This window comes from Arthrobacter sp. Hiyo1 (assembly GCF_001263615.2).
Taxonomy (GTDB): Bacteria; Actinomycetota; Actinomycetes; order Actinomycetales; family Micrococcaceae; genus Arthrobacter.
Window position 1 is genome coordinate 11,407 of sequence record NZ_DF952472.1, and the last position, 2,520, is coordinate 13,926.

The 2,520-nt window shown below is 63.2% G+C and carries 4 protein-coding genes; 2 read left to right on the forward strand and 2 right to left on the reverse strand.

Annotation, left to right across the window (positions count from 1 at the left end):
* On the forward strand, positions 1 to 271 hold a 271-nt coding region (locus AHiyo1_RS25595), incomplete at its 5' end, for a hypothetical protein (RefSeq protein WP_216363204.1).
* Positions 272 to 498: 227 nt separating this feature from the next.
* Here the strand turns inward: AHiyo1_RS25595 and AHiyo1_RS13760 are convergent.
* Positions 499 to 888 (reverse strand): heavy metal-responsive transcriptional regulator, encoded by a 390-nt coding sequence (locus tag AHiyo1_RS13760; RefSeq protein WP_059388941.1) that lies wholly within the window; start codon positions 886 to 888, stop codon positions 499 to 501.
* Between the two features lie 65 nt (positions 889 to 953).
* Positions 954 to 1,280 (reverse strand): thioredoxin, encoded by a 327-nt coding sequence (trxA, locus tag AHiyo1_RS13765; protein WP_059388939.1) that lies wholly within the window; start codon positions 1,278 to 1,280, stop codon positions 954 to 956.
* 410 nt (positions 1,281 to 1,690) lie between these two features.
* On the opposite strand from trxA, the gene AHiyo1_RS13770 reads away from it, so the two are divergent.
* Positions 1,691 to 2,302 (forward strand): hypothetical protein, encoded by a 612-nt coding sequence (locus AHiyo1_RS13770; RefSeq protein ID WP_059388940.1) that lies wholly within the window; start codon positions 1,691 to 1,693, stop codon positions 2,300 to 2,302.
* Positions 2,303 to 2,520 lie beyond the last annotated feature (218 nt).

Below are 2,520 nucleotides of genomic sequence, written 5' to 3' on the forward strand. Positions count from 1 at the left end.
CGGACCGCCCGGGCCGGCGCACCCGGACGACCAGAGGACCGTGGCCAGCAGGGCCACGACACATCGCTTCACGTCGCTCACCTTAAGAACAGGTTCTCAGAAAGCCCGTGGCACCAGCACGTTCGTGGAAGGTCACCGTATGGCCGCCGTCGTCATGGAAGACCGCCCTTTGTCCCTCGACAGTCATGATGCCCGGCTGGTAGGGGTTGCCCCAGCCTGCCGGAGGATTGCCGTGACCGTCGTCCAGCGGTTCGTCTGCAATAAAGAATGAGCTGCACCTGCGCCTCGTAGATACCACAGTGCGTGAACAGAGCGAAAGGTATACCCGGGGCAGCGGATGTTGTCGGACTTCCCGGAACGTTGGTTTGCGGCGTTGCAGGCGACGCACATCCGCCCAGCACCGCCAGCGTGGCCGCCGCGGCGGTGATTCCTAGGCCTAATCGAGTTGCCATGCGCAAAGCCTCCCGCTCATAGGGACTGCCGCTGCTGAGGCAGCCTTCAGATGTAGCTGCAGATCCGCTCGGCGTCGCACGCCTCCGGGTCCGCGGCAGCCGCGATAGCGTGGTAGTCGGCGACGGCGGCTCTCAGCGCGACGAGTTCTGCGATCTGCGCGTCGAGGTCTGCCAATTGACCGGCCAGAAGGTCGCGCACATGGGTGCAAGGGGCGCGGCCCGCATCGCGAAGGGCCAGGATTTCGCGGATCTGTGCAAGGGCCAGTCCAGCGGCGCGCCCGCGGCGAATGAAGTCGAGCCTGCTGATGGTTTCACTTGTGTAATCGCGATATCCGTTGGCGTTCCGTTTTGCAGCCGGCAGCAGCCCATGCTCTTCATAGAACCTCAAGGCCTTGCTCGTCATCCCCGCCGCCTGGGCGGCTTCACCGATTCGCACCTTGTACCCCGTCTTCCCCGATTGACTCCCACTGTAGGGGAAGGCGCTCATGGGGTGAAGCAGGACTAGCGCAAGTATTCAGCGAATTCCACTTCGAAGTACCGCTTCGCGCCGACGCCGATCACGGAGATTCTCCGTTCGCCGTCCTTGAACAAGAACACGGACGGAATAGAGCTGATCCTGAAGGCAGCAGCGGTTTCCGGATTCTTATCGACGTTGACTTTCACAACGTCGATTTTGTCGGCGTATTCGACCGCGAGCTGTTCCAGAACCGGGGCAAGCCTGGTGCAGGGTCCAGACCAATCCGCCCAGAATTCCACGACGACGGGTTTGGCTGACTTCAGCACCTCAGCGTCGAAGGACGCGTCAGTGACCTCCTTGTTTGTTACCATGCTTTCCCCTTCTTGAATGGCCCGAATTGTGATGCCGGGTTACTCCCCATCCCCTTCATTCCGATGGCAACGCGACTGGCAGCGCCCCCTGCTTCCCACCTTCGCACCTTCCCCTAAGGGAAAAGTCAAGGACGGAATCGTGTGACGAGCTACGGTAGCCGGACTGGCGACTTCCGTGAAAAGCCATCAAGCTAGGTACGGGGGGAACTGAGGGAAGGACCACTCCCTCCGCAGAGGAAGGCCCCGCAATTCCTAGCCCAAAACGACCACTCTCTCCATGGATCCGCACGTACCTGAAGGGTGGGGACGCGGTCCGCGCAGATGCCAAAGGCCTCGGCGCCCTCAAACCTGTCGAGCCGGCCGCGCGGCGCGAGGGTAAGCCCCTCCTCGGCGAAGACCAGGTCTACGTGATGAAGAACGGCAAGGAGTACCACCCGGCATGGTGCCACGTTGTGGCCGACAAGTGGAGCAAGGCCCCTAGGGGACTTCTTGTGACCCTTCTGGCCGACGTGGGAACGCGCACCAAGTGCCGGGAATGCGATCGCTCGTTGAAGACGGTCACTGAACCCTTAACCGGGGAACACGAAAGGCACCCCAGGCCCACCCGGCAGCCCGACACAGTAATCCCGTTGCGAGTCGTCGGCTTCTCCCACGGCATTCTGTTCCTGGCGGCTGGACCGAAATATCAGCATCTCCTCAAGCAGACCGCGGTTGAGCCGGCCACCCCGCTGCTCGTCGATGGACTCCGGCACGGAATGCTGCTGCGGGTGGACGCCTCACGGCAAGAGCCGCTCCTGGTTATCCAGATGGATCCGCGCGCCAAGTTCCGGAGCGGCGCTTATCAGGTGCGCTTGCGTCTTCCCCTGCAGCGCTCGGCCACCAAACCCTATGCCGTGGACTCCATTGAGCCGGCGGCGCGGGCCAGGCATGCCGCCCTGCACCCGCCGGCCGTGGACGGCATGGAAAGTTCAGCTCACCCCGGCCGCGTCACCTCCGGACAGCTCTGGACACATGCTCGGTGAGAAACTCCTCCCAGGTCCTCCGGCCGACTGACCTGTCCTCGGAAAGGTTTGCACCCTCCCGGATTGCCTTGGCGGCACTCCCCGGCATATGAAGCGGGACGAGAAGGCGTCTCTGACCGGCCGCGGCGAGGTAGGAGCGGATGAGGCCACCCATCGGGTAGCACGCCGGCCCGGCGAAATCGGTACCAGACCTGCAGGCTCACCGAGCGCGAGCTCAA

Excerpts from the sequence above, each read along its gene's own strand:
- AHiyo1_RS13770 (WP_059388940.1), top strand. The coding sequence starts at position 1,691 with ATGAAGAACGGCAAGGAGTACCACCCGGCATGGTGCCACGTTGTGGCC.
- trxA (WP_059388939.1), bottom strand. The coding sequence starts at position 1,280 with ATGGTAACAAACAAGGAGGTCACTGACGCGTCCTTCGACGCTGAGGTG.